Here is a 26,249-nt window from a genome sequence, read left to right as displayed (position 1 = left end):
CCCCACCTCATACCCCCCCCCCCTACAAACCCCTCTCCCCACCACCCCCACCCTATCCCCCCCCCCCTCCCCCCCCCCCCCCCCTCCCCCCCCCCCGCCCCCCCCCCCCCCCGCGCGCGTGCGACGCGTGACGGAGGGAGTGTCGGAGGCGTCTCGTAGTCTTGGGCGCGTGCAGGAACTCCACGACGCCCCCCTCGCCCCCCTCACCACCTTCCGGCTCGGCGGCCCCGCCACCCGGCTGGTCACCGCGACCACCGACGCCGAGGTGATCGCCGCCGTCCGCGAGGCCGACGACAGCGGCACCCCCCTGCTGGTCATCGGCGGCGGCTCGAACCTGGTCATCGGCGACAAGGGCTTCGACGGCACCGCCCTGCGCATCGCCACCACCGGCTTCGAAGCACGCGGCACGACGCTGGAGCTGGCGGCCGGCGAGGTCTGGACCGACGCGGTCGCCCGTACCGTCGAGGCGGGCCTCGCGGGCATCGAGTGCCTCGCCGGAATCCCGGGGTCCGCGGGCGCCACGCCGATCCAGAACGTCGGGGCGTACGGCCAGGAGGTCTCCTCGACCATCACCGAGGTCATCGCCTACGACCGGCGGGCCGGCGAGACGGTGACGCTGGCCAACGAGGAGTGCGCGTTCGCGTACCGGCACAGCCGGTTCAAGGCCGACCCCGAGCGCTACGTCGTCCTGCGCGTGCGCTTCGGGCTGGAGGACGCGGCCGGGCTGTCGGCGCCGGTGCGGTACGCGGAGACCGCGCGGGCGCTCGGAGTGGCGCAGGGGGACCGGGCGCCGCTGGCCCGCGTACGCGAGACCGTGCTCGAACTGCGCGCCGGGAAGGGCATGGTGCTCGACCCCGAGGACCACGACACCTGGTCGGCGGGGTCCTTCTTCACCAACCCGATCCTCACGGACGAGCAACTCGCCGACTTCCACGCGCGCGTGCGTGAGCGGCTCGGGGACGAGGCCGAGCCGCCCGCCTACCCGGCAGGCCAGGGGCGCACCAAGACCTCGGCGGCCTGGCTGATCGACAGGGCCGGGTTCGCCAAGGGGTACGGCAGCGGCCCGGCCCGGATCTCCACCAAGCACACGCTGGCGCTGACCAACCGGGGCGGGGCCACGACCGAGGACCTGCTGGCGCTGGCGCGCGAAGTCGTCGCCGGTGTCCACGAGGCGTTCGGTGTGACGCTCGTCAACGAGCCGGTGACCGTGGGCGTGAGCCTGTAGCGCCCGTACCGGCCCTGGGCGGCACGGCGCCCGCCCTTGCGGGCCCCGTCAGTACGCCACCCCCACCCCCTGTTTCACCGTCCCCGCGTCCTCGATCATCGACAGCATGGCGTGGGCCACGTCCGCCCGCGCGATGAAGCGGCCCTTCGGGGGAAAGCCGCCGATCACCGTGCGGTAGGTGCCGGTGAGGGGCTTGTCCTGGAGGCGGGGCGGGCGGACCGACGTCCAGTCGGTGCCGCTGCCGGACAGCTCCGCCTCCATCGCGCGCAGGTCGTCGTAGACCGGCTTGAGGACCTTGCCGACCAGACCGCGCGCGGTGCGGTCCAGGAGGCCGTCGTCCGGTTCCGGGCCCACCGGGGCCGCGCTGACCACCACGAGGCGCCGTACCCCCTCGGTCTCCATCGCCGCCAGGACCGTGCGGGTCAGGCGGGCGGCGACCCCGGCGTCCCCCCGGCCGCGCGGACCCAGGCCGGAGAGGACCGCGTCCCGGCCGGCGACCGCGGGGCGGACCGCCTCGGGGTCGGTGACGTCCGCGCGGACCACCTCCAGGCCGGGGCCGGTCACGGCCAGCCTGGCGGGGTCCCGGACGACCGCCGTGACCCGGTGACCGGACGCCAGCGCCTGACGGACTATCTCCCGGCCGATCCCGCCGGTCGCACCGAAGACGGTGAGGTTCATGACTGCTCCCGTGTGCTCATGCGTGCTCGTGCGCCCAGGGGTGGGTGAGTATTCACTCACCCCTACCGGTCTCTAGAGTGGGTAAGCACTCACCCACCCGTCAAGGCTCTTCGGGACATCCGTCGCACCGGCAGGAAAGGACATGTGATCCTTGGGCGTCATGCAGCAGAAACCGGCCCGCGCCCGCATCCTCGACGCCGCTCACGAGCTGATGCGCACCGCTGGGCTCGCCCGCGCCACCACCAAGGAGATCGCCAGGGCGGCCGGCTGCTCCGAGGCGGCGCTCTACAAGTACTTCCCCAGCAAGGAAGAGCTGTTCGTGCACGTCCTGTCCGAGCGGCTGCCCCGGCTGATCCCGCTGCTCGGCGAGCTCTCCCACGAACCCGGCCGGGGCTCCCTGGAGGAGAACCTCACCCACATCGCACGCCAGGCCGCCCTCTTCTACGAGGAGAGCTTCCCGATCGCCGCCTCCCTCTACGCCGAGAAGCAGCTCAAACACCGGCTCGACGAGCAGTTGCGGACGATCGGCGCCGGCCCGCACATGCCGATCGAGGCCCTCGACGCCTATCTGCGCGCCGAACAGGCCGCCGGCCGGATCCGCCAGGGCGCCGACACCTTCGCCGCCGCCTCCCTGCTGCTCGGCGCCTGCGTCCAGCGCGTCTTCGCCTTCGAGGCGACCCCGACCGGCCGGCGCCCGCCGGTGGACACGTTCGCCGCCCGGCTCGTCCGCACCCTGCTCGCCGGAATCTCCGTTGCCGAGGAACCCGGCCGCCCGCGACCCTGATGCCATGAGGCACTCCGTATGCGGCTGAGACTCCGCGAGTTCCGGCCCCGCACCGGTCCGCACGAGCACCGCGTCGTCCAGCCCCGGCAACCCCTGCGCCACACCTCCCTGCGCAGGCCCGCGCCCATTGGCACACTCATGGGCGACCACGACGGGCTCAACCGGCTCGCCGGGCTGTTCTCGTTCGCCGCCCACTCACCGCACACGATCGTCCATGTGCCGCTGCGGGACGGGGTGCCGCCCGACGAGGGGCAGGGACCGCTCGTCGACCTCGTCCTGGCCCACGGCTCGCTGGGCCTGCGCGCCTCGCAGTGGCCCCAGCTGCGCCGGCGGCTGCGGCAGGGCGGCAGCCCGCTCACCGTCCGCACCGACGAGGCGCGCACCGCGCGGGACGCCGCCGCCTGGCGCGCGCGGTGGCGTTACCACGACCGCCGGGACGAGCTACGGCACACCACCCACGCGAACACCTTCTTCCTCTTCGGCGGCCGGGACGCCTTCGCCGAGACCGCCATGTCCCTGGCCTACGCGGCCGGCTGGGGGCCCCGGCAGAAGCGGGTGGCCGAGGGACACTCGGCACTGCTGTCGGGGCTGTGGGGGCTGCGGCAGCCGCCCGGCGGCGGGCACCCCGTCGAGGTCCTGGTCTGCTTCAAGGCGTACCCGCCGTACACCCACTTCCGAAGGCCCTGACGAAGACCCCGATCAGGACACCGGCGCCGTGAGCCACTCGTCGACGCCCGCCAGCAGTTTCGCCTTCACGTCCTCCGGTGCCGCCGAACCCCGTACCGACTGCCGGGCCAGCTCCGCGAGTTCGGCGTCCGTGAAACCGTTGTGCACGCGCGCGATGTCGTACTGCGCGGCCAGGCGGGAGCCGAACAGGAGTGGGTCGTCGGCGCCGAGCGCCATCGGGACGCCCGCCTCGAAGAGGGTCCGCAGCGGAACGTCCTCGGGCTTCTCGTAGACGCCCAGCGCCACGTTGGAGGCCGGGCACACCTCGCAGGTGATGCCCCGGTCCGACAGGCGCTTGAGCAGCCTCGGGTCCTCCGCCGCCCGCACGCCGTGCCCGATCCGGGAGGCGTGCAGATCGTCCAGGCAGTCCCGCACCGACGCCGGCCCGGTCAGCTCGCCGCCGTGCGGAGCCGCCAGCAGGCCGCCCTCGCGGGCGATGTGGAACGCCCGGTCGAAGTCCCGCGCCATGCCCCGCCGCTCGTCGTTCGAGAGCCCGAAGCCGACCACACCCCGGTCCGCGTACCGCACGGCCAGCCGCGCGAGCGTGCGCGCGTCGAGAGGGTGCTTCATACGGTTCGCGGCCACCAGGATGCGCATGCCGAGGCCCGTCTCCCTGGACGTCGTCTCCACCGCGTCCAGGATGATCTCCAGCGCCGGGATCAGCCCGCCCAGGCGCGGTGCGTACGACGTCGGGTCCACCTGGATCTCCAGCCAGCCCGAGCCGTCCTTGATGTCCTCCTCGGCGGCCTCCCGGACCAGGCGCCGGATGTCCTCGGGCTCTCTCAGACAGGAGCGCGCGGCGTCGTACAGCCGCTGGAAACGGAACCAGCCGCGTTCGTCGGTGGCCCGTAGTCTCGGTGGTTCGCCACTGGTCAGGGCGTCGGTGAGCGCCTCGGGGAGGCGTACGCCGTGTTTGTCGGCCAGCTCCAGGACGGTCGCCGGCCGCATCGAACCGGTGAAGTGCAGATGCAGATGAGCCTTCGGCAGCTCAGAGACATCACGTACGTGCTCCATTCCAGGATCCTGCCGCACGCGGCCGCCGTACGGGTAGCCGATTCCCCTTTAGTGGCCTTGCTCGCACACGTGAACGGGCCGCCTCCCCGGAGGGAAACGGCCCGCACGCGCGCGTGGAGCGCGGAAAAGGGGGCGGTCCTGCGTCAGTCCTGCGCCTCGGCCAGCAGCTTCTGCATCCGGCTCACGCCCTCGGCCAGGTCCTCGTCACCGAGCGCGTACGACAGCCGCAGGTAGCCGGGCGTGCCGAAGGCCTCGCCGGGTACGACCGCGACCTCGGCCTCCTCCAGGATCAGCCCGGCCAGCTCCACCGAGGAGGCCGGGCGCTTGCCGCGGATCTCCTTGCCGAGCAGCGCCTTGACCGACGGGTACACGTAGAAGGCGCCCTCGGGCTCCGGGCAGACCACGCCGTCGATCTCGTTGAGCATCCGCACGATGGTCCTGCGGCGCCGGTCGAAGGCCTCGCGCATCTTCGCCACGGCCTCCAGGTCGCCGGAGACGGCGGCCAGGGCGGCGACCTGCGCCACGTTGGAGACGTTCGAGGTGGCGTGCGACTGGAGGTTCGTGGCCGCCTTGACGACGTCCTTGGGGCCGATGACCCAGCCGACCCGCCAGCCCGTCATCGCGTACGTCTTGGCGACACCGTTGACGACGACGCACTTGTCGCGCAGCTCGGGCAGGATCGCCGGCAGCGAGGTGAACTTCGCGTCGCCGTAGACGAGGTGTTCGTAGATCTCGTCGGTCAGCACCCACAGGCCGTGCTCGACGGCCCAGCGACCGATCGCCTCGGTCTCGGCCTCGCTGTAGACCGCGCCGGTCGGGTTGGACGGAGAGACGAAGAGCACGACCTTGGTCCGCTCCGTGCGCGCCGCCTCCAGCTGCTCCACGGAGACGCGGTAGCCGGTCGTCTCGTCCGCGACGACCTCCACCGGGACACCGCCGGCGAGACGGATCGACTCCGGGTACGTCGTCCAGTACGGGGCGGGGACGATGACCTCGTCGCCCGGGTCCAGGATCGCGGCGAAGGCTTCGTAGATCGCCTGCTTGCCGCCGTTGGTGACGAGGACCTGGCTCGCGTCCACCTCGTAGCCGGAGTCGCGCAGCGTCTTCGCGGCGATCGCGGCCTTCAGCTCGGGCAGACCGCCGGCCGGCGTGTACCGGTGGTACTTCGGGTTCTTGCAGGCCTCGATCGCGGCGTCGACGATGTAGTCCGGGGTCGGGAAGTCGGGCTCACCGGCGCCGAAGCCGATCACCGGGCGCCCGGCGGCCTTCAGGGCCTTGGCCTTGGCATCCACGGCGAGGGTGGCGGACTCGGAGATCGCGCCGACTCGGGCGGAGACCCGGCGCTCGGTGGGAGGGGTTGCAGCGCTCATGGGGCCCATCGTTTCAGACCGGAAACCTGCCTGGCACGCCGGTTTCACAGACTGAACAACCACGGGCCAGACCGTGAACAAGCGTGCGGATCCGGTCCCCGGCCAGGACGATCTTCCGTACGGTCGCCCCGGACTGCCACTTTCTGTTCGACGCGGCGCCGCGGACCACGTACACTCTCTCCTCGTTGGCCTTCAGCAGGCGCGACCGAGCGGGTGCACTCCGAGCACTCGGCCGGATGCGGTACGTTGGGGGACACAGCAAAGGGTCGTAGCTCAATTGGTAGAGCACCGGTCTCCAAAACCGGCGGTTGGGGGTTCAAGTCCCTCCGGCCCTGCTACACACACCGCCAGGATGTGTGCGCATGTACGTACAAGCATTGCACCGCCGTGCGGCTCAGGAACCGGGCGCGGCACGGCCACGACCCGGGATCAGGTGAGGATGAATGACGGACGCCGTGGGCTCCATCGATACGCCTGATGCCCAGGACGAGTTGTCGGAGTCCAAGAAGAAGGCCCGCAAGGGCGGTAAGCGTGCCAAGAAGGGCCCGCTGAAGCGCCTTGCCACCTTCTACCGCCAGATCATCGCGGAGCTCCGCAAGGTCGTCTGGCCGACTCGTAACCAGCTGACGTCGTACACCACCGTGGTGATCTTCTTCGTCGCCATCATGATCGCTCTGGTGACCGTGATTGACTATGGACTCAACCACGCTGCCAAGTACGTCTTCGGCTGAGCACAGAGCGAAGGGCGCCGTGGTACCGGCGCCCCTTTTCGCATGTTCCACCCCTATGTATCCAGGAAGAAGCAGCCATCGTGTCTGACCCGAACCTGAACGACGACGCCACCGAGCCCCGCGGGCAGGCGGCCGAGACGGTCGACGACGAGCTCGACATCGTCGAGGGCGCGGACGAGCAGGACGAGTTCGAGGCTGCCGAGGCCGCACTGGGGGAGCCGGCCGAGGAGACCGCGGTCCACGTCGAGGACGAGGACGTCGACGCGGAAGACGCCGATGAGGCTGCCGGGGTCGTCGAGTCTGCCGAGGAAGACGCCGACGAGGTCGAAGAGGCCGCTGACGCCGCCGAGGAAGAGCCGGCCGAGCCGGTCGACCCCGTCCAGGCGCTCCGCGAGGAACTGCGGCTGCTGCCGGGTGAGTGGTACGTCATCCACACCTACGCCGGCTACGAGAACCGCGTGAAGACCAACCTGGAGCAGCGCGCCGTCTCGCTGAACGTCGAGGACTACATCTTCCAGGCCGAGGTGCCGCAGGAAGAGGTCGTCCAGATCAAGAACGGCGACCGCAAGACCATCAAGCAGAACAAGCTGCCCGGTTACGTGCTCGTCCGCATGGACCTCACGAACGAGTCCTGGGGTGTCGTCCGTAACACCCCGGGTGTCACCGGCTTCGTCGGCAACGCCTACGACCCCTACCCGCTGACCCTGGACGAGATCGTCAAGATGCTCGCGCCGGAGGCCGAGGAGAAGGCGGCGCGCGAGGCGGCGGAGGCCGAGGGCAAGCCGGCGCCGCAGCGCAAGGTCGAGGTCCAGGTACTGGACTTCGAGGTGGGCGACTCGGTGACGGTGACCGACGGTCCGTTCGCCACGCTGCAGGCGACGATCAACGAGATCAACCCCGACTCGAAGAAGGTCAAGGGTCTGGTGGAGATCTTCGGGCGTGAGACGCCGGTTGAGCTGTCGTTCGACCAGATCCAGAAGAACTAGTCGGTAGTTCTTCGGTCGCAGGTGCGTGGGGCCTGTTCGCGCCCGCGCGGCGGAGCCGCATATCGATGCAGCCCCGCGCCCCTGGATAAGTCAGGTCAGATCGGCCCCAAGCGGGCCATCTGACCTGCTTCGTTTTTGGCCGCGCATCTATACCCGCTATCGTTGTGCGGTATGCCTGCGTTCGGGTTGGTCCCCTCGCGCAGGCAGGACCCGAAATGAAAGGACCCGGAGAGCTATGCCTCCCAAGAAGAAGAAGGTCACGGGGCTCATCAAGCTCCAGATCAACGCCGGTGCGGCGAACCCGGCTCCGCCGGTCGGCCCCGCGCTCGGTCAGCACGGCGTCAACATCATGGAGTTCTGCAAGGCCTACAACGCCGCGACCGAGTCGCAGCGCGGTTGGGTCATCCCGGTGGAGATCACGGTCTACGAGGACCGTTCCTTCACCTTCGTCACCAAGACCCCGCCGGCCGCGAAGATGATCCTCAAGGCCGCTGGTGTCGAGAAGGGCTCCGGCGAGCCGCACAAGACCAAGGTCGCCAAGATCACCGAGGCGCAGGTCCGCGAGATCGCCCAGACCAAGCTGCCCGACCTCAACGCCAACGACCTGGACGCCGCGTCGAAGATCATCGCCGGCACCGCCCGTTCCATGGGCATCACGGTCGAGGGCTGACCCCCACCTTCGTAGAACCACCGTGGTAGGGCCTGCTCGGCCCGTACACCACGACTCCTTCAGAACCCACAGGAGCAAGTTGTGAGCAAGCGCAGCAAGGCCCTTCGCGCTGCGGACGAGAAGATCGACCGGGAGAAGCTGTACGCCCCGCTCGAGGCCGTCCGTCTCGCCAAGGAGACCTCCACGACCAAGTTCGACGGCACTGTCGAGGTCGCCTTCCGTCTGGGTGTCGACCCGCGCAAGGCCGACCAGATGGTCCGTGGCACCGTGAACCTCCCGCACGGCACCGGTAAGACCGCCCGGGTCCTGGTCTTCGCGACCGGTGACCGTGCCGAGGCCGCGCGTGCCGCGGGTGCCGACATCGTCGGCGCCGACGAACTGATCGACGAGGTGGCGAAGGGCCGTCTGGACTTCGACGCCGTCGTCGCCACCCCGGACCTCATGGGCAAGGTCGGCCGCCTCGGCCGCGTCCTCGGCCCGCGTGGTCTGATGCCGAACCCGAAGACCGGCACCGTCACGCCGGACACCGCCAAGGCTGTCAACGACATCAAGGGCGGCAAGATCGAGTTCCGCGTCGACAAGCACTCGAACCTGCACTTCATCATCGGCAAGACGTCCTTCGACGACGACAAGCTGGTGGAGAACTACGGCGCCGCGCTGGAGGAGATCCTCCGTCTGAAGCCGTCCGCCGCCAAGGGTCGCTACATCAAGAAGGCCGCCATCAGCACCACGATGGGCCCCGGCATCCCGGTCGACTCGAACCGCACCCGCAACCTCCTCACCGAGGAGGACCCGGCCGCCGTCTGAGCCCCGCGCTCGGTCCGGCAGCCGCGTCAGGGACGCGTCGCCAACAGGACGGGCCCCGCAACCCGAGAGGGTTGCGGGGCCCGTCCCGTTTTCCGGCGGGCCCGTCCCGTTTTCGGCCGCGGGCCCGCCGCGCTTGCGGGCGTGGGGTCTGCTCGGTGCTCGTCCGTGGGGCCTGCTCGGTTTTCGGCCGCAGGTCTGCCGGGCTTTCGGGCGTGCGGTCTGCGCGGTGTTCGTCCGTGGGGCCCGTCCGGTTTTCGGCCGCAGGTCTGCCGGGCTTTCGGGCGTGCGGTCTGCCCGGTCTTCGGTCGCGGGGGCCGTCCGGGCTTCGGTCGCGGGGTCTGCCCGGTCCTCGGGCGCGGGACCCGTCCGGTCTTCGGTCGCGGGGCCCGTCCGGGCTTCGGTCGCGGGATCTGCCCGCTCTTCATCCGCGGGCCCGCTCGGTCTAAGGCCGCGGAACCCGCCCCGTTTTCCGCGTGTGCCGGTCCGGCCCCAGGTGGGCTTCGGCCGTGGCTGTGAGTGGACTGGGTTAGCGTCGGGGGTGCGGGACTCGTATGGGGGTGGGGCGAGATGAAGAGGTCGAGTGTGCGCCGGGTGGTCCTGGCGTTCGCGGTGGCTACCGCGCTGACCGGAGTGGCCGCCTGTACCTCCTCGGCAGCCCCGGATGCCGAGGACGGCACCGCCCACCAGGCCCGCGCCTTGACTGCCCTCCGCTCCGCCGAGCGGTCCACGCACCGCGCCCGGTCGGTGCGGGTCCGCTCCACCACCGCGCTGGGCTCCCTGATATCCACCAAGGCCGAGGGCACCCTCGCCTGGACGGACGGCCTCACCGGCACGCTCACCATCACCTACACCGGCGGCAGCACCGCCGACCTGATGCGCCGGCTCGACTCCACGTCCCTGGAGACCCGGTACCTCCGGGACGCCTACTACGCCAAGGTCGGCCCCGCCTTCGCCCGGCAGCTGAGCGGCAAGCACTGGATCAAGTACCCGTACGACTACCTCGCCACCCTGGGCGGCGGCTCGGGCGCCATGATGACCGACCTGATGCGCAACACCACGCCCAACCAGTCGGTACGGCTGCTGCTCGCCTCCGGGGACGTGCGCAGGACGGGCGAGGAGCAGGTCTCCGGCGTGCACACCACCCACTACTCGGGCACGGTGAGCGTCTCCGAACTGAGCGGCGAGAGCGAGCTGCGCGACCAGCTCACCCAGGCCGGCGTCGGCACCGAGACCGTCGACATCTGGGTCGACGACAAGGACCTGCTGGTCAAGAAGATCGAGAAGGCCGCCACGCCGAACGGCGCGATGACCCAGACCGCCTACTACAGCGACTACGGCGTGAAGGTCACCGCCGAGCGGCCCCCGGCCGCCGACACCGAGGACTTCAGGACGCTGCTGAAGAAACAGGGCGGCACCGTCTCCTGAGCCCCGCACGGCAGCGTCGCAGGGCCGGATTTGCTTGACAGCGCACCGGTCCCGTACGCTCCTAACGAAGCCAAAGACCGCTGGTCGTTGCCGTGTGCTCGTCAGAGTGTGCGGTGACCGAAGGATCCGCTGAACCGCGGACGACCCGCGCAGGTGACTGTGGAAGTGCTCCCGGGACACACGCTCGCGTGTGTGTGTTCGGTCGAGCTACGCCCCGTGCGCCTGCGCCGGGGCGTTTCGTTTTCTCAGCCCCTTCTGAGCGGTCCTCATCACCCGGAAGGAGGCCGACGCTCTATGGCAAGGCCCGACAAGGCTGCCGCGGTAGCCGAGCTGACGGAGCAGTTCCGCAGCTCGAACGCCGCCGTGCTGACCGAGTACCGGGGTCTCACCGTGGCGCAGCTCAAGACGCTGCGTCGTTCGCTCGGTGAGAACGCCCAGTACGCCGTGGTGAAGAACACGCTGACCAAGATTGCGGCCAACGAGGCCGGGATCTCGACGCTCGACGACCTGTTCAACGGTCCGACGGCGGTCGCCTTCGTCACCGGTGACCCGGTGGAGTCGGCGAAGGGTCTTCGTGACTTCGCCAAGGACAACCCGAACCTCGTCATCAAGGGCGGTGTCCTTGACGGCAAGGCGCTGTCCGCCGACGAGATCAAGAAGCTTGCGGACCTCGAGTCCCGCGAGGTTCTGCTCGCCAAGCTGGCGGGCGCCATGAAGGGCAAGCAGACGCAGGCTGCTCAGCTCTTCCAGGCGCTTCCCTCGAAGCTCGTCCGCACCGTGGACGCGCTCCGTGCCAAGCAGGACGAGCAGGGCGGTGCCGAGTAATTCGGCTCCCGAAATGACCGCCGCCTGAGGCTCCCCGCCCGAGGCAGAGGTCGTTAGCGGGCCGAACGTACGCCCGCCAGACATGTACATCCGGCACCAGCCGAATTAGTGGAAGGAAAGCCATCGTGGCTCTCACCCAGGACGAACTGCTCGCCGAGTTCGAGGGCATGACCCTCATCCAGCTCTCCGAGTTCGTGAAGGCGTTCGAGGAGAAGTTCGACGTCACCGCCGCCGCCGCGGTCGCCGTCGCGGGCCCGGCCGGTCCGGCCGCCGCCGCCCCGGTCGAGGAGGAGAAGGACGAGTTCGACGTCATCCTCACGGGTGCCGGCGAGAAGAAGATCCAGGTCATCAAGGTCGTGCGTGAGCTGACCTCGCTCGGCCTGAAGGAGGCCAAGGACCTCGTGGACGGCGCCCCGAAGCCCGTCCTCGAGAAGGTCGCCAAGGACGCCGCCGAGAAGGCCGCCGAGTCCCTCAAGGGCGCCGGCGCCTCCGTCGAGGTCAAGTAAGGCCTCTGAGGTCGACCAGACCTCTGTGCGCTGAAACACGTCCTCCAGGGCTGTAACGCGCGGACCGCGAAGAGCGATCATCCATCCGGGTGGTCGCTCTTCGGCGTTCCTGGGAGGTCGACCACGGTTGCCTTGCACCCGCCCCGGCGGGAGGTATGGTGATCTTCGTCGTGTCCCTGGCGCACCGGGTTTGCGCAGGGGGGCCTTGACGAACCGCACGCAGCGCGCAATTCTCAGGACGCGTCGCCAGAACGGTCCGAATCCGAGGCATGGATCGGCGACGAAGAGGGCAGTATCAACGTGCGTTGAGGGCAGGCATGACGCAGGCGTTGACGATGGCGAGGGTCTCAGAAAATGGAGACTGGACATCAGTGTGCCGAGTGGCTACACTGACCCTTTGCGCTGCCTGTTAGCTGTCCCCTGCCCGTCACCAGGGGTCTGCCCTCACTCGAATGCCGACGACCGAGCCTCCTCTGACTTGGGGTTTCTGTCTCTGTGTCCGGGAAGGGACCGGGGAGCGCGTAGTGAGTCCGAGCCCTCGGAAGGACCCCCTCTTGGCCGCCTCGCGCACTGCCTCGAACGCGAATACGAACAACGGCGCCAGCACCGCCCCGCTGCGCATCTCTTTTGCAAAGATCAAGGAGCCTCTCGAGGTTCCCAACCTGCTCGCGCTGCAGACCGAGAGCTTCGACTGGCTGCTCGGCAACACCGCCTGGCAGAGTCGGGTCGAGGAGGCTCTGGAGTCCGGTCAGGACGTCCCCACCAAGTCCGGTCTGGAGGAGATCTTCGAGGAGATCTCCCCGATCGAGGACTTCTCCGGGTCGATGTCGCTGACCTTCCGCGACCACCGTTTCGAGCCCCCGAAGAACAGCATCGACGAGTGCAAGGAGCGCGACTTCACGTACGCGGCCCCGCTCTTCGTCACGGCCGAGTTCACCAACAACGAGACCGGTGAGATCAAGTCCCAGACGGTCTTCATGGGCGACTTCCCGCTCATGACGAACAAGGGCACCTTCGTCATCAACGGCACCGAGCGCGTCGTGGTGTCGCAGCTGGTCCGTTCGCCGGGTGTCTACTTCGACTCCTCGATCGACAAGACGTCCGACAAGGACATTTTCTCCGCCAAGATCATCCCGTCCCGGGGTGCCTGGCTGGAGATGGAGATCGACAAGCGCGACATGGTCGGTGTCCGCATCGACCGCAAGCGCAAGCAGTCGGTCACCGTGCTGCTCAAGGCGCTCGGCTGGACGACCGAGCAGATCCTCGAGGAGTTCGGCGAGTACGAGTCGATGCGCGCCACCCTGGAGAAGGACCACACCCAGGGCCAGGACGACGCGCTGCTCGACATCTACCGCAAGCTGCGTCCGGGCGAGCCCCCCACGCGCGAGGCCGCGCAGACGCTCCTGGAGAACCTGTACTTCAACCCGAAGCGTTACGACCTCGCCAAGGTCGGCCGCTACAAGGTCAACAAGAAGCTGGGCGCGGACGCCCCGCTGGACGCCGGCATCCTGACCGTCGAGGACATCATCTCGACGATCAAGTACCTGGTGAAGCTGCACGCGGGCGAGACCGAGACGGTCGGCGACAGCGGCGGCTCGATCGTCGTCGAGACCGACGACATCGACCACTTCGGCAACCGTCGTCTGCGCAGCGTCGGCGAGCTCATCCAGAACCAGGTCCGTACGGGTCTGGCCCGTATGGAGCGCGTCGTGCGTGAACGCATGACCACCCAGGACGTCGAGGCGATCACGCCGCAGACCCTGATCAACATCCGGCCGGTCGTCGCCTCCATCAAGGAGTTCTTCGGCACCAGCCAGCTGTCCCAGTTCATGGACCAGAACAACCCGCTGTCGGGTCTCACCCACAAGCGCCGTCTGTCGGCTCTTGGCCCGGGTGGTCTCTCCCGTGAGCGGGCCGGCTTCGAGGTCCGTGACGTGCACCCGTCGCACTACGGCCGTATGTGCCCGATCGAGACGCCCGAAGGCCCGAACATCGGTCTGATCGGCTCGCTCGCCTCCTACGGTCGCGTCAACGCGTTCGGTTTCGTCGAGACCCCCTACCGCAAGGTCGTCGACGGCCAGGTCACCGACGAGGTGGACTACCTGACCGCCGACGAAGAGGACCGGTTCGTCATCGCGCAGGCCAACGCCGGCCTCAACGACGACATGCGCTTCTCCGAGAACCGCGTCCTGGTCCGCCGCCGTGGCGGCGAGGTCGACTACGTCGCCGGTGAAGACGTGGACTACATGGACGTCTCGCCGCGCCAGATGGTGTCGGTCGCGACCGCCATGATCCCGTTCCTGGAGCACGACGACGCCAACCGTGCCCTCATGGGCGCGAACATGATGCGCCAGGCCGTGCCCCTCATCAAGAGCGAGTCCCCGCTCGTCGGCACCGGCATGGAGTACCGCTCCGCCGTCGACGCCGGTGACGTGGTCAAGGCCGAGAAGGACGGTGTGGTCCAGGAGGTCTCCGCGGACTACATCACCACCGCCAACGACGACGGCACGTACATCACGTACCGCCTGGCCAAGTTCTCCCGGTCCAACCAGGGCACCTCGGTCAACCAGAAGGTCATCGTCAACGAGGGCGACCGGATCATCACGGGCCAGGTGCTCGCCGACGGTCCGGCCACCGAGAACGGCGAGATGGCCCTCGGCAAGAACCTGCTCGTGGCGTTCATGCCGTGGGAGGGTCACAACTACGAGGACGCGATCATCCTGTCGCAGCGCCTCGTGCAGGACGACGTCCTCTCCTCGATCCACATCGAGGAGCACGAGGTCGACGCCCGTGACACCAAGCTCGGCCCGGAGGAGATCACCCGGGACATTCCGAACGTCTCCGAGGAGGTCCTCGCCGACCTCGACGAGCGCGGCATCATCCGGATCGGTGCCGAGGTCGTCGCCGGCGACATCCTCGTCGGCAAGGTCACGCCCAAGGGCGAGACCGAGCTGACGCCGGAGGAGCGCCTGCTGCGCGCGATCTTCGGTGAGAAGGCCCGTGAGGTCCGTGACACCTCGCTGAAGGTCCCGCACGGCGAGATCGGCAAGGTCATCGGCGTCCGCGTCTTCGACCGCGAGGAGGGCGACGAGCTGCCGCCCGGCGTCAACCAGCTGGTCCGTGTGTATGTTGCGCAGAAGCGCAAGATCACCGACGGTGACAAGCTGGCCGGCCGACACGGCAACAAGGGTGTCATCTCCAAGATCCTGCCGATCGAGGACATGCCGTTCCTGGAGGACGGCACCCCGGTCGACATCATCCTCAACCCGCTGGGTGTCCCGTCCCGAATGAACCCGGGACAGGTCCTGGAGATCCACCTCGGCTGGCTCGCCAGCCGCGGCTGGGACGTCTCCGGCCTCGCCGACGACTGGGCCCAGCGCCTCCAGGTCATCGGCGCCGACCAGGTCGCCCCGCGCACCAACGTCGCCACCCCGGTGTTCGACGGTGCCCGCGAGGACGAGCTGGCGGGTCTGCTCCAGCACACCATCCCGAACCGCGACGGCGACCGCCTGGTGCAGCCGTCCGGCAAGGCGCGGCTGTTCGACGGCCGTAGCGGTGAGCCGTTCCCGGACCCGATCTCCATCGGCTACATGTACATCCTCAAGCTGCACCACCTGGTCGACGACAAGCTGCACGCCCGGTCGACCGGCCCCTACTCGATGATCACCCAGCAGCCGCTGGGTGGTAAGGCCCAGTTCGGTGGCCAGCGGTTCGGCGAGATGGAGGTGTGGGCGCTGGAGGCTTACGGCGCCGCTTACGCCCTCCAGGAGCTGCTGACCATCAAGTCCGACGACGTCACCGGCCGCGTGAAGGTCTACGAGGCCATCGTCAAGGGCGAGAACATCCCCGAGCCCGGCATCCCCGAGTCCTTCAAGGTCCTCATCAAGGAGATGCAGTCGCTCTGCCTGAACGTGGAGGTGCTGTCCAGCGACGGTATGTCCATCGAGATGCGTGACACCGACGAGGACGTCTTCCGCGCGGCGGAGGAGCTCGGCATCGACCTGTCCCGGCGTGAGCCGAGCAGCGTCGAAGAGGTCTGACGGGAGTCCGGTAGGGGCCTCGCCACCGTGTGAGGCCCCCGCCGACCCCCAGGCCCCCGTATCAGACCAAAGACTCACAACCCTGAGAGGGATTGACGCATAGTGCTCGACGTCAACTTCTTCGACGAGCTCCGGATCGGCCTGGCCACCGCTGACGACATCCGTCAGTGGAGCCACGGCGAGGTCAAGAAGCCCGAGACGATCAACTACCGCACCCTCAAGCCGGAAAAGGACGGGCTCTTCTGCGAGAAGATCTTCGGCCCCACCCGGGACTGGGAGTGCTACTGCGGCAAGTACAAGCGTGTCCGCTTCAAGGGCATCATCTGTGAGCGCTGCGGCGTCGAGGTGACCCGCGCCAAGGTGCGCCGTGAGCGGATGGGCCACATCGAGCTTGCCGCGCCCGTCACGCACATCTGGTACTTCAAGGGTGTCCCGTCGCGCCTGGGCTACCTGCTCGACCTCGCCCCGAAGGACCTGGAAAAGGTCATCTACTTCGCGGCGTACATGATCACGTTCGTCGACGAGGAGCGCCGCACCCGCGACCTGCCCTCCCTGGAGGCTCATGTCTCCGTGGAGCGCCAGCAGGTCGAGAACCGCCGGGACTCCGACCTCGAAGCCCGCGCCAAGAAGCTCGAGGCCGACCTGGCCGAGCTGGAGGCCGAGGGTGCCAAGGCCGACGTGCGCCGCAAGGTGCGCGAGGGTGCCGAGCGCGAGATGAAGCAGCTGCGCGACCGTTCGCAGCGCGAGATCGACCGCCTCGACGAGGTGTGGACCCGCTTCAAGAACCTCAAGGTCCAGGACCTGGAGGGCGACGAGCTCCTCTACCGCGAGCTGCGCGACCGCTTCGGCACGTACTTCGACGGATCGATGGGTGCCGCGGCGCTGCAGAAGCGCCTGGAGTCCTTCGACCTCGACGAGGAGGCCGAGAAGCTCCGCGAGATCATCCGCACCGGCAAGGGCCAGAAGAAGACCCGTGCGCTCAAGCGCCTCAAGGTCGTCTCCGCGTTCCTGCAGACCAGCAACAGCCCCAAGGGCATGGTCCTGGACTGCGTCCCGGTCATCCCGCCGGACCTTCGCCCGATGGTGCAGCTGGACGGTGGCCGCTTCGCGACCTCCGACCTGAACGACCTGTACCGCCGTGTGATCAACCGCAACAACCGCCTGAAGCGCCTTCTCGACCTCGGTGCGCCCGAGATCATCGTGAACAACGAGAAGCGCATGCTCCAGGAGGCCGTGGACGCCCTCTTCGACAACGGTCGTCGTGGTCGCCCGGTCACCGGCCCCGGTAACCGCCCGCTGAAGTCCCTCAGCGACATGCTGAAGGGCAAGCAGGGTCGTTTCCGTCAGAACCTGCTCGGCAAGCGTGTGGACTACTCCGCGCGTTCCGTGATCGTCGTCGGTCCGCAGCTGAAGCTGCACCAGTGCGGTCTGCCGAAGGCGATGGCGCTGGAGCTCTTCAAGCCGTTCGTGATGAAGCGCCTGGTCGACCTGAACCACGCGCAGAACATCAAGAGTGCCAAGCGCATGGTGGAGCGCGGCCGCACCGTCGTGTACGACGTCCTCGAAGAGGTCATCGCCGAGCACCCGGTGCTGCTGAACCGTGCGCCCACCCTGCACCGCCTCGGCATCCAGGCCTTCGAGCCGCAGCTGGTCGAGGGCAAGGCCATCCAGATCCACCCGCTCGTCTGCACCGCGTTCAACGCGGACTTCGACGGTGACCAGATGGCCGTGCACCTGCCGCTGTCCGCGGAGGCGCAGGCCGAGGCCCGCATCCTGATGCTGTCCTCGAACAACATCCTCAAGCCCGCCGACGGCCGTCCGGTGACGATGCCGACCCAGGACATGGTCCTCGGTCTGTTCTTCCTCACCACCGACGGCGAGCTGCGCGACACCAAGGGCGAGGGCCGTGCGTTCGGCTCCACGGCCGAGGCGACCATGGCGTTCGACGCCGGCGAGCTGGCGCTGCAGTCGGCGATCGACATCCGCTTCCCGGTGGGCACCATCCCGCCGCGCGGCTGGACCCCGCCGGCCGTCGAGGAGGGCGAGCCGGAGTACCAGACCGGTGACACCTTCCGGCTGCGCACCACCCTGGGCCGTGCGCTCTTCAACGAGCTGCTGCCCGAGGACTACCCGTTCGTCGACTACTCGGTGGGCAAGAAGCAGCTCGGCGAGATCGTCAACGACCTGGCGGAGCGCTACCCCAAGGTCATCGTGGCGGCGACGCTCGACAACCTGAAGGCGGCCGGCTTCTACTGGGGCACCCGCTCCGGTGTCACCGTGGCCATCTCCGACGTCGTCGTCCCCGAGGCGAAGAAGGCGATCGTCGCGGGCTACGAGGCTCAGGACGAGAAGGTCCAGAAGCAGTACGAGCGCGGTCTGATCACCAAGGAAGAGCGCACGCAGGAGCTCATCGCGATCTGGACCAAGGCGACCAACGAGGTCGCCGAGGCGATGAACGCGAACTTCCCCAAGACGAACCCCATCTTCATGATGGTTGACTCGGGTGCCCGAGGAAACATGATGCAGATGCGGCAGATCGCCGGTATGCGTGGTCTGGTGTCGAACGCGAAGAACGAGACCATCCCGCGTCCGATCAAGGCCTCGTTCCGTGAGGGTCTGTCGGTGCTGGAGTACTTCATCTCCACGCACGGTGCCCGTAAGGGTCTCGCCGACACCGCCCTGCGTACCGCCGACTCGGGTTACCTGACCCGTCGTCTGGTGGACGTCTCGCAGGACGTCATCATCCGCGAGGAGGACTGCGGCACCGAGCGCGGTCTCAAGCTGCACATCGCGGAGGTCGGCGCGGACGGCGTGCTGCGCAAGGCGGAGAACGTCGAGACCAGCGTGTACGCACGTGCGCTGGCCGAGGACATCGTCGTCGACGGCGTGGTGCTGGCCCCGGCCAACACCGACCTCGGTGACGTCCTCATCGAGGAACTGGTGGCCCGTGGCGTCTCCGAGGTCAAGACCCGCTCGGTCCTGACCTGCGAGTCCGCCGTCGGCACCTGCGCCATGTGCTACGGCCGTTCGCTGGCCACCGGCAAGCTGGTCGACATCGGTGAGGCGGTCGGCATCATCGCCGCCCAGTCCATCGGTGAGCCCGGTACCCAGCTGACGATGCGTACCTTCCACACCGGTGGTGTGGCCGGTGACGACATCACCCAGGGTCTGCCGCGTGTCGTCGAGCTCTTCGAGGCCCGTACCCCGAAGGGTGTCGCCCCGATCTCCGAGGCCCAGGGCCGCGTGCGGATCGAGGAGACCGAGAAGACCAAGAAGATCGTCATCACCCCGGACGACGGCAGCGACGAGACGGCGTTCCCGATCTCGAAGCGCGCCCGGCTCCTGGTCAGCGAGGGCGAGCACGTGGAGGTGGGCCAGAAGCTCACCGTGGGTGCCACCAACCCGCACGACGTGCTGCGCATCCTGGGCCAGCGTGCCGTCCAGGTCCACCTGGTCGGCGAGGTCCAGAAGGTCTACAACTCGCAGGGTGTGTCGATCCACGACAAGCACATCGAGATCATCATCCGGCAGATGCTGCGCCGTGTGACGATCATCGAGTCCGGCGACGCCGAGCTGCTGCCCGGCGAGCTGGTCGAGCGCTCGAAGTTCGAGCACGAGAACCGTCGTGTGGTGCAGGAGGGCGGTCACCCGGCCTCCGGTCGTCCGCAGCTCATGGGTATCACCAAGGCCTCGCTGGCCACGGAGTCCTGGCTGTCGGCGGCGTCCTTCCAGGAGACGACGCGAGTCCTCACGGACGCGGCGATCAACGCCAAGTCCGACTCGCTCATCGGCCTCAAGGAGAACGTCATCATCGGTAAGCTCATCCCGGCCGGTACGGGTCTGTCCCGCTACCGGAACATCCGGGTCGAGCCGACCGAGGAGGCGAAGGCCGCGATGTACTCGGCCGTCGGCTACGACGACATCGACTACTCGCCGTTCGGCACGGGCTCCGGCCAGGCCGTTCCGCTGGAGGACTACGACTACGGTCCGTACAACCAGTAGTAGTTGGTTCTGAAGGGCGGTCACCCCGTTGCGGGGTGGCCGCCCTTCGGCGTGTTCGGACTCGTCACGCCGGCCAGTCTGGATCAGGGGTGCGCGACATCGACGTATTACCGGTACGGAAACAACAATCAAAGCGGCCGTGCGCAGTCTTGGCTCCTGCGGATTCATCGTCAAAGGCAGGTTCCGATTACTTGGCCGCGGTTTCACACGACGTCCGTTTCGTGGGCGAGATATTGCGGGAGATTGACTCAGGAAGGAGTCGCACCGGGCTCAACAAGGCGGCGGATATTTCGTACGGGCTGAAATGTGGCCGTTCGCTGCGCGATGCCCTCCGGCTCACGCAGGCGAAGAAATCCCGGGATTCACGGACCTGTATCAGAAAGCGTCGAGCTGAAGCCTGCGGGGCCTACCAGTTCACCGTCAAGGAATCCTCTGCCGAGCAGATCCTGTGAGCGCTCAGAGCCCTGAACATCCTCGAGCAGGTCGGCTTGCACACCTACGCCCCAGCACCGGTGGCCGTCGTGAGGTCCTCTCGGCGCCGCGCGAGGAGTCGGAAACCGGGGCGGTTTTGCGCTGGTCGACCCTCAGATCCCCTGGTCACCGGCTCTCCCGCGGGGAGCTGACACGTCGGTTTGCCCTTCTTGATCCTCGATGCGGCCTACGACAGAGCCGACCGGATTTCTCCCACGAGGCGCTGCCGCGTGACTGGCGAAGTGAAGACGGAATCGGCTGGTGTGGTCCACGAGAACGGCATCAAATTCGACGCTCTGAAGGCTGTGCGCGGCTCTTGCCTCAGGAGTTGTTCGGCATCATCTTCTCCGATTCTGCGCACTCTGTCCGGGCTTCTGCCGCACGAAGTCTCGAAGCCATCGGGCAGGTGTCAAGGGCACGGAGAGAAATCCCCTCGGCCCTCGTGAGATCGAGGACGCACTTTAGCTCCTGAGCAATCCGCTACTGGCAGCCTCCGTCAGGACGAAGAACGGCGAATTCATCGCGACGGCACCGCCCCAGCTTGTCGCGGCCCGACTGCGTACCTTCGCCGACGCCCCGGAGGACGACCTTGCCGGACTGGCCGGCTCGCTCGCCTCGGACCACCACGTGCTGTCGGCGGAGCAGGAGGAAGCCGTGGTACGGAATCCCGGGCGGGCCACTCCTGACGTCGCCCCGGAACAGGTGCGGCGTTGGGCCAAGGTGAACGGGCGGCCGGTCAGTTTTCCAAGGGCCGCCTGCCGCACAGACTCGTCGCCGAGTACCCGGCCGCGGCCGACGGCACCCGAACGGCACCCGCTACAAGATCCCCGTCTCGGAGATCACGTAGGGCGCGGACGGCTCCGCCGCCACCGCGGCCGTGGTGAAGAACACCATCAGGCGCGGCGGATCGGGCGCCAGGGCCGACAGCGGTGGGGGAGGGGTACCCGGACGGAGACGAGGATCGCGGAGTCGTAGAGACGCCACTCTGCGCCGCCGGCGCGCCCGCCGACGCCGGCGGGCTCCGAGACCGCTCGGATCAGGCCCGGACCAGCGGGAAGCCAGGCCCGGACCAGCGGGAAGAGCGCTCTCGAGTGCTGTTCGGCAGAGCACGGACCGTCCCCAGGGGGAGGTCCCAGGGGGCGTTCCGGGCACCCGACGAGGGGAGGACCGGATCGCCTTGCGCGGCCCGGGACTCCGCGCCCACTCCCGTTCGCGTGTCGTTGGCTTTCGTGGTATATCGGAGACCACGGATAAAACCGCAGCTCAGGCCCTCCGCAACCGGTCCCGCGCCTTTTGTTTTGACCGGAGTGATTGCGCTAGGTACGCTCAGACCTTGTGCCTGGGGTGTGCCCTGACCCTCGTGCGTGCCTTCAAACCGCACCGGAGTGACGAAGTGGCCACCGCGATCCGCGCCCCCTTCTGCCGTTCGGCAGGAGTCCACGGAATCCGACACACCCGACCGCGTGGGTCGGCGATGTTCCAGGTTAGCTTCACCATTCGGCACACAGAAACCGGAGAAGTAGTGCCTACGATCCAGCAGCTGGTCCGCAAGGGCCGGCAGGACAAGGTCGAGAAGAACAAGACGCCCGCACTCGAGGGTTCCCCTCAGCGTCGTGGCGTCTGCACGCGTGTGTTCACGACCACCCCGAAGAAGCCGAACTCGGCCCTGCGTAAGGTCGCGCGTGTGCGTCTGACCAGCGGTATCGAGGTCACTGCTTACATTCCGGGTGAGGGACACAACCTGCAGGAGCACTCCATCGTGCTCGTGCGCGGCGGCCGTGTGAAGGACCTGCCCGGTGTTCGCTACAAGATCATCCGCGGCTCGCTCGACACCCAGGGTGTCAAGAACCGCAAGCAGGCCCGCAGCCGCTACGGCGCCAAGAAGGAGAAGTAAGAATGCCTCGTAAGGGCCCTGCCCCGAAGCGCCCGGTCATCATCGACCCGGTCTACGGTTCTCCTCTTGTCACCTCGCTCATCAACAAGGTGCTGCTGAACGGCAAGCGCTCCACCGCCGAGCGCATCGTGTACGGCGCCATGGAGGGCCTGCGCGAGAAGACCAGCAACGACCCGGTCATCACGCTCAAGCGCGCGCTGGAGAACATCAAGCCCACGCTTGAGGTCAAGTCCCGCCGTGTCGGTGGCGCCACCTACCAGGTGCCGGTCGAGGTCAAGCCCGGCCGCGCCAACACCCTGGCGCTGCGCTGGCTGGTCGGCTACTCCCGCGCCCGTCGCGAGAAGACCATGACCGAGCGCCTGCTCAACGAGCTTCTCGACGCTTCGAACGGCCTCGGTGCGGCCGTCAAGAAGCGCGAGGACACCCACAAGATGGCCGAGTCCAACAAGGCCTTCGCGCACTACCGCTGGTAGTCGCTACCCACATCGAGACCGAGAGAAGACTGAAGCCTTATGGCTACCACTTCACTTGACCTGGCCAAGGTCCGCAACATCGGGATCATGGCCCACATCGACGCGGGCAAGACGACCACTACCGAGCGGATCCTGTTCTACACCGGTGTGTCGTACAAGATCGGCGAGGTTCACGACGGCGCCGCCACCATGGACTGGATGGAGCAGGAGCAGGAGCGTGGCATCACGATCACCTCTGCTGCCACCACCTGTCACTGGCCGCTGGAAGACGTCGACCACACGATCAACATCATCGACACCCCGGGCCACGTCGACTTCACCGTCGAGGTGGAGCGTTCGCTCCGCGTGCTCGACGGTGCCGTGACGGTGTTCGACGGCGTCGCGGGTGTCGAGCCCCAGTCCGAGACCGTCTGGCGTCAGGCGGACCGCTACGGCGTGCCGCGTATCTGCTTCGTCAACAAGCTCGACCGGACCGGTGCCGAGTTCCACCGCTGCGTGGACATGATCAAGGACCGTCTGGGCGCGCAGCCGATCGTCATGCAGCTCCCGATCGGTGCCGAGGCCGACTTCCAGGGCGTCGTGGACCTGGTCCGCATGAAGGCGCTCGTGTGGTCCGCCGAGGCCACCAAGGGCGAGATGTACGACGTCGTCGACATCCCGGCCACGCACACCGAGGCTGCCGAGGAGTACCGCGGCAAGCTGCTGGAGGCCGTGGCCGAGAACGACGAAGAGATCATGGAGCTGTACCTGGAGGGCGAGGAGCCTTCCGAGGAGCAGCTGTACGCCGCGATCCGTCGCATCACCATCGCGTCCGGCAAGTCCAAGGACATCACGGTCACCCCGGTGTTCTGTGGTACCGCGTTCAAGAACAAGGGTGTCCAGCCCCTGCTCGACGCGGTCGTGCGCTACCTGCCTTCCCCGCTCGACGTCGAGGCCATCGAGGGCCACGCCGTCAACAACGCGGAGGAGATCGTCAAGCGCAAGCCGTCCGACGACGAGCCGCTGTCCGCCCTCGCGTTCAAGATCATGAGCGACCCGCACCTGGGCAAGCTCACGTTCGTCCGGGTCTACTCGGGCCGCCTGGAGTCCGGCACGGCCGTGCTGAACTCCGTCAAGGGCCGCAAGGAGCGCATCGGCAAGATCTACCGCATGCACGCGAACAAGCGTGAGGAGATCGAGTCGGTGGGCGCCGGCGACATCATCGCCGTGATGGGTCTGAAGCAGACCACGACCGGTGAGACGCTGTGCGACGAGAAGAACCCGGTGATCCTGGAGTCGATGGACTTCCCGGCGCCGGTCATCCAGGTCGCCATCGAGCCCAAGTCCAAGGGTGACCAGGAGAAGCTGGGCATCGCGATCCAGCGCCTGGCCGAGGAGGACCCGTCCTTCCAGGTTCACTCGGACGAGGAGACCGGCCAGACCATCATCGGTGGTATGGGCGAACTGCACCTCGAGGTGCTGGTCGACCGTATGCGCCGTGAGTTCAAGGTCGAGGCCAACGTCGGCAAGCCGCAGGTCGCGTACCGCGAGACGATCCGCAAGGCCGTCGAGCGCGTCGACTACACGCACAAGAAGCAGACCGGTGGTACCGGTCAGTTCGCCAAGGTGCAGATCGCGATCGAGCCGATCGAGGGCGGCGACGCCTCGTACGAGTTCGTGAACAAGGTGACCGGTGGCCGCATCCCGAAGGAGTACATCCCTTCGGTGGACGCCGGTGCGCAGGAGGCCATGCAGTTCGGCATCCTGGCCGGCTACGAGATGACGGGCGTCCGCGTCATTCTTCTCGACGGTGGCTACCACGAGGTCGACTCCTCCGAGCTCGCGTTCAAGATCGCCGGTTCGCAGGCCTTCAAGGAGGCCGCGCGCAAGGCGTCCCCCGTGCTCCTTGAGCCGATGATGGCCGTCGAGGTCACCACGCCCGAGGACTACATGGGTGAGGTCATCGGCGACATCAACTCCCGCCGTGGTCAGATCCAGGCCATGGAGGAGCGGGCCGGTGCCCGCGTCGTGAAGGGCCTCGTGCCCCTCTCGGAGATGTTCGGTTACGTCGGCGACCTGCGCAGCAAGACGTCCGGCCGGGCCAGCTACTCCATGCAGTTCGACTCCTACGCCGAGGTTCCGCGGAACGTCGCCGAGGAGATCATCGCGAAGGCCAAGGGCGAGTAACGCACCGCGCTACGACGCTTTAGGCTTGACCCCGGAGCCTCACGGGCCGTTCCTCCGCATTCGTGGCGGAATGGCCCGGGGCCCGGGAACCAACAGCAAAGATCACCTGGCGCCGATCGAATCAAGGCGTACAGAACCACTCCCAGGAGGACCCCAGTGGCGAAGGCGAAGTTCGAGCGGACTAAGCCGCACGTCAACATCGGCACCATCGGTCACATCGACCACGGTAAGACGACCCTCACGGCCGCCATTACCAAGGTGCTGCACGACGCGTACCCGGACCTGAACGAGGCCACCGCGTTCGACAACATCGACAAGGCGCCCGAGGAGCGTCAGCGCGGTATCACCATCTCCATCGCGCACGTCGAGTACCAGACGGAGACCCGTCACTACGCCCACGTCGACTGCCCGGGTCACGCGGACTACATCAAGAACATGATCACCGGTGCCGCGCAGATGGACGGCGCGATCCTCGTCGTCGCCGCCACCGACGGTCCGATGCCGCAGACCAAGGAGCACGTGCTCCTGGCCCGCCAGGTCGGCGTTCCGTACATCGTCGTCGCCCTGAACAAGGCCGACATGGTGGACGACGAGGAGATCCTGGAGCTCGTCGAGCTCGAGGTCCGTGAGCTGCTCTCCGAGTACGAGTTCCCGGGCGACGACCTGCCGGTCGTCAAGGTCTCCGCGCTCAAGGCCCTCGAGGGCGACTCCGAGTGGACGCAGTCCGTCCTCGACCTGATGAAGGCCGTCGACGAGTCCATCCCGGAGCCCGAGCGTGACGTCGACAAGCCGTTCCTGATGCCGATCGAGGACGTCTTCACGATCACCGGTCGTGGCACCGTCGTCACCGGTCGTATCGAGCGTGGTGTCCTCAAGGTCAACGAGACCGTCGACATCATCGGCATCAAGACCGAGAAGACCACCACCACGGTCACCGGCATCGAGATGTTCCGCAAGCTGCTCGACGAGGGCCAGGCCGGTGAGAACGTCGGTCTGCTCCTCCGTGGCATCAAGCGCGAGGACGTCGAGCGCGGCCAGGTCATCATCAAGCCGGGCTCGGTCACCCCGCACACCGAGTTCGAGGCGACCGCGTACATCCTGTCCAAGGACGAGGGTGGCCGTCACACGCCGTTCTTCAACAACTACCGCCCGCAGTTCTACTTCCGTACCACGGACGTGACCGGCGTCGTGACCCTCCCCGAGGGCACCGAGATGGTCATGCCGGGCGACAACACCGACATGAAGGTGGAGCTGATCCAGCCCATCGCCATGGAGGAGGGCCTGAAGTTCGCCATCCGTGAGGGTGGTCGCACGGTGGGCGCCGGCCAGGTCACCAAGATCAACAAGTGATCTCGGCCCGCAAGGGCTGACCCGGTAGGTATCTGAGAGGCCCGTACGACTCCGGTCGTACGGGCCTTTCGGCGTGCCGGCCTATCGAAACTATTCGGCGCGTACG

Annotated in this window: 20 protein-coding genes and 1 tRNA gene; 18 read left to right on the top strand and 3 right to left on the bottom strand. The window is 67.8% G+C overall.

Annotated features, from left to right (window positions below; genetic code table 11):
* Nucleotides 1–169 precede the first annotated feature (169 nt).
* Nucleotides 170–1,225 carry a UDP-N-acetylmuramate dehydrogenase gene (locus ACZ5K7_RS42500; protein ID WP_351693815.1) on the top strand — a complete coding sequence of 352 codons (1,056 nt, stop codon included), beginning with the start codon at nucleotides 170–172 and terminating at the stop codon, nucleotides 1,223–1,225.
* Between the two features lie 48 nt (nucleotides 1,226–1,273).
* Here the strand turns inward: ACZ5K7_RS42500 and ACZ5K7_RS42495 are convergent, their stop codons facing one another.
* On the bottom strand, nucleotides 1,274–1,903 hold the full coding sequence (locus ACZ5K7_RS42495; protein WP_351693813.1) for an NAD(P)-dependent oxidoreductase: 630 nt from the start codon (nucleotides 1,901–1,903) through the stop codon (nucleotides 1,274–1,276).
* 160 nt (nucleotides 1,904–2,063) lie between these two features.
* On the opposite strand from ACZ5K7_RS42495, the gene ACZ5K7_RS42490 reads away from it, so the two are divergent.
* Together ACZ5K7_RS42490 and ACZ5K7_RS42485 are read left to right on the top strand one after the other, a co-directional pair.
* Nucleotides 2,064–2,687 (top strand): TetR/AcrR family transcriptional regulator, encoded by a 624-nt coding sequence (locus ACZ5K7_RS42490; RefSeq protein WP_468922742.1) that lies wholly within the window; start codon nucleotides 2,064–2,066, stop codon nucleotides 2,685–2,687.
* A gap of 18 nt (nucleotides 2,688–2,705) precedes the next feature.
* A complete protein-coding gene (locus tag ACZ5K7_RS42485; protein ID WP_468922739.1) occupies nucleotides 2,706–3,374 on the top strand; it encodes a hypothetical protein in 669 nt (222 codons plus the stop codon).
* A 12-nt stretch (nucleotides 3,375–3,386) separates the two neighbouring features.
* On the opposite strand, the gene ACZ5K7_RS42480 is transcribed toward ACZ5K7_RS42485, so the two are convergent.
* Together ACZ5K7_RS42480 and ACZ5K7_RS42475 are read right to left on the bottom strand one after the other, a co-directional pair.
* Nucleotides 3,387–4,427 carry an adenosine deaminase gene (locus tag ACZ5K7_RS42480; protein WP_468922736.1) on the bottom strand — a complete coding sequence of 347 codons (1,041 nt, stop codon included), beginning with the start codon at nucleotides 4,425–4,427 and terminating at the stop codon, nucleotides 3,387–3,389.
* A 143-nt stretch (nucleotides 4,428–4,570) separates the two neighbouring features.
* Nucleotides 4,571–5,797: a pyridoxal phosphate-dependent aminotransferase gene (locus ACZ5K7_RS42475; protein ID WP_351693801.1), complete on the bottom strand. Its 1,227-nt coding sequence runs from the start codon at nucleotides 5,795–5,797 to the stop codon at nucleotides 4,571–4,573.
* A 262-nt stretch (nucleotides 5,798–6,059) separates the two neighbouring features.
* On the opposite strand from ACZ5K7_RS42475, the gene ACZ5K7_RS42470 reads away from it, so the two are divergent.
* The 15 genes from ACZ5K7_RS42470 to tuf all read left to right on the top strand — a co-directional run bounded on the left by ACZ5K7_RS42470 (nucleotide 6,060) and on the right by tuf (nucleotide 26,143).
* Nucleotides 6,060–6,132, top strand: a tRNA-Trp gene (locus tag ACZ5K7_RS42470).
* Nucleotides 6,133–6,240: 108 nt separating this feature from the next.
* A complete protein-coding gene (secE, locus tag ACZ5K7_RS42465) occupies nucleotides 6,241–6,528 on the top strand; it encodes a preprotein translocase subunit SecE (protein WP_351693798.1) in 288 nt (95 codons plus the stop codon).
* A gap of 80 nt (nucleotides 6,529–6,608) precedes the next feature.
* Nucleotides 6,609–7,514 carry a transcription termination/antitermination protein NusG gene (gene nusG / locus ACZ5K7_RS42460; RefSeq protein ID WP_468922731.1) on the top strand — a complete coding sequence of 302 codons (906 nt, stop codon included), beginning with the start codon at nucleotides 6,609–6,611 and terminating at the stop codon, nucleotides 7,512–7,514.
* A gap of 235 nt (nucleotides 7,515–7,749) precedes the next feature.
* Entirely contained in the window at nucleotides 7,750–8,184 is a 435-nt protein-coding gene (gene rplK / locus ACZ5K7_RS42455) for a 50S ribosomal protein L11 (protein WP_037858373.1), read from the top strand.
* Nucleotides 8,185–8,265: 81 nt separating this feature from the next.
* Nucleotides 8,266–8,991, top strand: coding sequence for a 50S ribosomal protein L1 (gene rplA, locus ACZ5K7_RS42450; protein ID WP_351693791.1), 726 nt, complete (start codon nucleotides 8,266–8,268; stop codon nucleotides 8,989–8,991).
* Nucleotides 8,992–9,558: 567 nt separating this feature from the next.
* A complete protein-coding gene (locus ACZ5K7_RS42445) occupies nucleotides 9,559–10,416 on the top strand; it encodes an SCO4651 family lipoprotein (RefSeq protein WP_468922726.1) in 858 nt (285 codons plus the stop codon).
* 294 nt (nucleotides 10,417–10,710) lie between these two features.
* On the top strand, nucleotides 10,711–11,241 hold the full coding sequence (gene rplJ, locus ACZ5K7_RS42440; RefSeq protein ID WP_351693785.1) for a 50S ribosomal protein L10: 531 nt from the start codon (nucleotides 10,711–10,713) through the stop codon (nucleotides 11,239–11,241).
* Nucleotides 11,242–11,363: 122 nt separating this feature from the next.
* The gene (gene rplL / locus ACZ5K7_RS42435) at nucleotides 11,364–11,747 is read left to right on the top strand and encodes a 50S ribosomal protein L7/L12 (protein ID WP_351694530.1); all 384 of its coding nucleotides are present in this window, start codon (nucleotides 11,364–11,366) and stop codon (nucleotides 11,745–11,747) included.
* Between the two features lie 554 nt (nucleotides 11,748–12,301).
* Nucleotides 12,302–15,787, top strand: a complete 3,486-nt coding sequence (gene rpoB, locus ACZ5K7_RS42430) for a DNA-directed RNA polymerase subunit beta (RefSeq protein ID WP_351693782.1) — start codon at nucleotides 12,302–12,304, stop codon at nucleotides 15,785–15,787.
* 102 nt (nucleotides 15,788–15,889) lie between these two features.
* The gene (locus tag ACZ5K7_RS42425) at nucleotides 15,890–19,789 is read left to right on the top strand and encodes a DNA-directed RNA polymerase subunit beta' (RefSeq protein WP_351693779.1); all 3,900 of its coding nucleotides are present in this window, start codon (nucleotides 15,890–15,892) and stop codon (nucleotides 19,787–19,789) included.
* 89 nt (nucleotides 19,790–19,878) lie between these two features.
* Nucleotides 19,879–20,241 carry a hypothetical protein gene (locus ACZ5K7_RS42420; RefSeq protein WP_468922721.1) on the top strand — a complete coding sequence of 121 codons (363 nt, stop codon included), beginning with the start codon at nucleotides 19,879–19,881 and terminating at the stop codon, nucleotides 20,239–20,241.
* 1,541 nt (nucleotides 20,242–21,782) lie between these two features.
* Nucleotides 21,783–22,154, top strand: coding sequence for a 30S ribosomal protein S12 (rpsL, locus tag ACZ5K7_RS42415; protein ID WP_003948652.1), 372 nt, complete (start codon nucleotides 21,783–21,785; stop codon nucleotides 22,152–22,154).
* A gap of 2 nt (nucleotides 22,155–22,156) precedes the next feature.
* Complete coding sequence (gene rpsG, locus ACZ5K7_RS42410; protein ID WP_007384059.1) at nucleotides 22,157–22,627, top strand: 30S ribosomal protein S7; 471 nt, start codon at nucleotides 22,157–22,159, stop codon at nucleotides 22,625–22,627.
* Between the two features lie 39 nt (nucleotides 22,628–22,666).
* Complete coding sequence (gene fusA / locus ACZ5K7_RS42405) at nucleotides 22,667–24,793, top strand: elongation factor G (RefSeq protein WP_351693775.1); 2,127 nt, start codon at nucleotides 22,667–22,669, stop codon at nucleotides 24,791–24,793.
* Between the two features lie 156 nt (nucleotides 24,794–24,949).
* Complete coding sequence (gene tuf / locus ACZ5K7_RS42400; RefSeq protein ID WP_351748608.1) at nucleotides 24,950–26,143, top strand: elongation factor Tu; 1,194 nt, start codon at nucleotides 24,950–24,952, stop codon at nucleotides 26,141–26,143.
* The last annotated feature ends 106 nt before the right edge of the window (nucleotides 26,144–26,249 follow it).

The organism is Streptomyces sp. NPDC031497 (genome assembly GCF_055580905.1).
The sequence above is the reverse complement of the archived record's forward strand: the minus strand, read 5'-3'. Positions and strand labels throughout refer to the sequence as shown.

Bases quoted from the DNA above. Each gene is read 5' to 3' on its own strand.
- ACZ5K7_RS42495 (WP_351693813.1), bottom strand. From the start codon at position 1,903: ATGAACCTCACCGTCTTCGGTGCGACCGGCGGGATCGGCCGGGAGATA.
- ACZ5K7_RS42490 (WP_468922742.1), top strand. From the start codon at position 2,064: ATGCAGCAGAAACCGGCCCGCGCCCGCATCCTCGACGCCGCTCACGAG.
- ACZ5K7_RS42485 (WP_468922739.1), top strand. From the start codon at position 2,706: ATGCGGCTGAGACTCCGCGAGTTCCGGCCCCGCACCGGTCCGCACGAG.
- ACZ5K7_RS42480 (WP_468922736.1), bottom strand. From the start codon at position 4,427: ATGGAGCACGTACGTGATGTCTCTGAGCTGCCGAAGGCTCATCTGCAT.
- ACZ5K7_RS42475 (WP_351693801.1), bottom strand. From the start codon at position 5,797: ATGAGCGCTGCAACCCCTCCCACCGAGCGCCGGGTCTCCGCCCGAGTC.
- secE (WP_351693798.1), top strand. From the start codon at position 6,241: ATGACGGACGCCGTGGGCTCCATCGATACGCCTGATGCCCAGGACGAG.
- rplK (WP_037858373.1), top strand. From the start codon at position 7,750: ATGCCTCCCAAGAAGAAGAAGGTCACGGGGCTCATCAAGCTCCAGATC.
- ACZ5K7_RS42445 (WP_468922726.1), top strand. From the start codon at position 9,559: ATGAAGAGGTCGAGTGTGCGCCGGGTGGTCCTGGCGTTCGCGGTGGCT.
- rplJ (WP_351693785.1), top strand. From the start codon at position 10,711: ATGGCAAGGCCCGACAAGGCTGCCGCGGTAGCCGAGCTGACGGAGCAG.
- rpsG (WP_007384059.1), top strand. From the start codon at position 22,157: ATGCCTCGTAAGGGCCCTGCCCCGAAGCGCCCGGTCATCATCGACCCG.
- fusA (WP_351693775.1), top strand. From the start codon at position 22,667: ATGGCTACCACTTCACTTGACCTGGCCAAGGTCCGCAACATCGGGATC.